Here is a 2,503-nt window from a genome sequence, read left to right on the forward strand (position 1 = left end):
AACGTGAACACCACCGAGGACCCCGTCACCGACTGATTGAACGTCGCCGCAGGCTTCACCGACACCGCCACACCCGTCGCCGCATTCACCGGAGACACCGACGACACCACCGGCGCCGCCGGAGCGGCGGCCGTGGTGAACACCCACGAATACGGTGCCGCCATCGTCTGGCCCGTGCTGTTCGTGGCACCGTTGACCGTCGCCGTGTACGTGATGCCGTACGCCAGGGCACTGCCCGGAGTAAACGTCGCCGTGTTGCTCGCCGAATCATACGAAACCGCGCCCGCCACCGCCGCCCCGCCGCTGTCCTTCAACGTGAACACCACCGAGGACCCCGTCACCGACTGATTGAACGTCGCCGCAGGCTTCACCGACACCGCCACACCCGTCGCCGCATTCACCGGAGACACCGACGACACCACCGGCGCCGCCGGAGCGGACGGGCTAAAGACGGCGTCCACCCAGTAGTATTCCGCGTCGTAGATCTGGTTGGGGAATACGGACGAAGTGCCATAACGGTAGAAACCGTTGGGGGTGTCGGGCAGGCTGCGGGTGAAATGCAGCGGCGCGCTGTCGGTACTGTTATTTCCGGCTGGAGGTCCGGAGGGGTGATTAAAGAAGAATCCCGGATCCTGGGAATAGTGGCCGGCGGGCGCATAGTAGGAAACCACGTACATGGTGTTGGCGGTTACCGCCAGAGCCGGAGAAAGGGAGACGGTTTGCCAGCCGCTGGCGGATTCACCGCTGAACGTGGCGGTGGCCAGGCGTTGCCCGGACATGCTCCAGACGTTTCCGATGTGCGTGCCGGTGTTCTTGGCGGCCTTGTAGAACCGTACGGCGCTGATCGTCCCGGCCACGTCCGTGTAGAACTTCGCACCGACCTCAACGCCATTGGCATCGCCGGAGTCGGGGGCCGCCGGTGCGGTATGTACGCCCACCAATGAGCACGGGCAGGGAATGTTCGTGACTGCACCGGGGGCGGGTGATTCGATGTTCCCGCTGTCGTCGACGGCGCGGGACCGCAACGTGGATGTTGGGCTTCCGTGGGCATTCCAGCTGAAGGTCCAGTTTGTTGTTCCGGTGGCAGGACGCCACGTCTTACCGCCATCGGTCGAAATCTCGACGCCGGCAACGACTCCGCCGGTGTCGGCAGCGGTGCCGCTGATCGTCACCACTGTGCCGTCGGTTATGGTGGCACCTCCCGCTGGTGAGGTGATGACCGACGTCGGCGGGGTGGTATCCGTTGACGCTTGGGCGGCAGCCAGGCCGGCCATGATGGTCACCGGCTGTGACCCCATGTCTGCGAAGAGATTGACCGTGGCCTGTTGCATGTTTTTGTCTGGTGCTTTTCCTGTGGTGAAGCCGTCCAGTCCCCAGGACCATTGCACTGTGCCGGCCCCGAACACCAAGGCGCCGCTTGCGGCCTTGTAGGTCGTGAGGTTGTGGGTTGCGGCCTGACCGCTGGCGGTGCTGGAGCCATAGTCCGTGAAGACCTCCGCCGATGTGCTGTTCGTTTGCGACAACTTGAAGGACCCTGCAGGTCTGAACCCATTGTCCGAATCGCTGTCCCATTCATAGCCGAGGGTTCCTATTCCGGCGCCCAGCGTGGCCGTGGCCCCCGAGGCCAGTCCGGCAATCGTGGTGTTTCTCCACAGCCGAAGCTTGCTGAAGCTGGCGGGAACGGTGATGTCCGTAGTGCCCGAATTGACCAGGAAGAACTGTCCTGTCAGGGCGTTCTCCGGGTTTCCTCCTCCCGTGGCGGTCCCGTAACGCGGATCCCGCCACGTACCGGTCCACGCCACGGGATCGGTGGGTGCGTTGAAGTGGGTGTCCTTATAGGACACCAGGGTCCGTCCTGGCGTGTTCGATCCGTCCGAACTCGGTTCCCAGCGGGTCTTCCAGAACATTTCGTTTCCGCTGAAGAAGGCCAGATGCACGCCGGCGTCGCGGGCGGCCTCCACATTGGTTCGTTGGTCCGCAGACCAGTATTCGTCGTGGCCCACGGACATGTATGACTTATGGTTCAGGAGCAAGGCTCCCTTGGTGGAGACGTCGAGTCCGCTCATGTAGCTCACGTCGTAGCCGTTGGCCTCCATGAACCGGATCATTGGATATTCGGCGTACATCAGCCAGCTTCTGCCCTGGTCATCGGCTGCCGAGTTGAACGGCCTGTTGTAGGAAACTTTGAACGCCGCCTTATACGCCAGCGGCGTACCCGGAGGGCAGGACACCGTGCAGGAGTAGAGGCTGTTGCCGCCGTAGGTGTTGTACGCCTGCCACGTCGTGTCCGAGGTCTGGAACACGACATCTGAGTGAGTGGCGTCGTCGCGGACCACGAACGGAATGACGCTCGCAGCCGTGGCGTCGTTGCGCACGAGCCGGGCCAGATAAACCCCGGACACGGCCGACGCCGGAACCTGCCAGGAAGCTGACACAGCCCAGTTGCCGCAATCAATCAATCCGGTGGCGGAGAACGTCGCGCACGCCGGCTGGGTCTGCGGGA

1 protein-coding gene is annotated in these 2,503 nt (G+C 63.4%); it reads right to left on the bottom strand.

Annotated features, from left to right (window positions below; genetic code table 11):
- Positions 1-2,435 (bottom strand): N,N-dimethylformamidase beta subunit family domain-containing protein (locus C9424_RS21235; RefSeq protein ID WP_237563609.1); only part of this gene is annotated, 2,435 nt, incomplete at its 3' end.
- Between the last annotated feature and the right edge of the window lie 68 nt (positions 2,436-2,503).

It is taken from the genome of Arthrobacter sp. H-02-3 (assembly GCF_003097355.1).
GTDB classification, from domain to species: Bacteria; Actinomycetota; Actinomycetes; order Actinomycetales; family Micrococcaceae; genus Arthrobacter; species Arthrobacter humicola.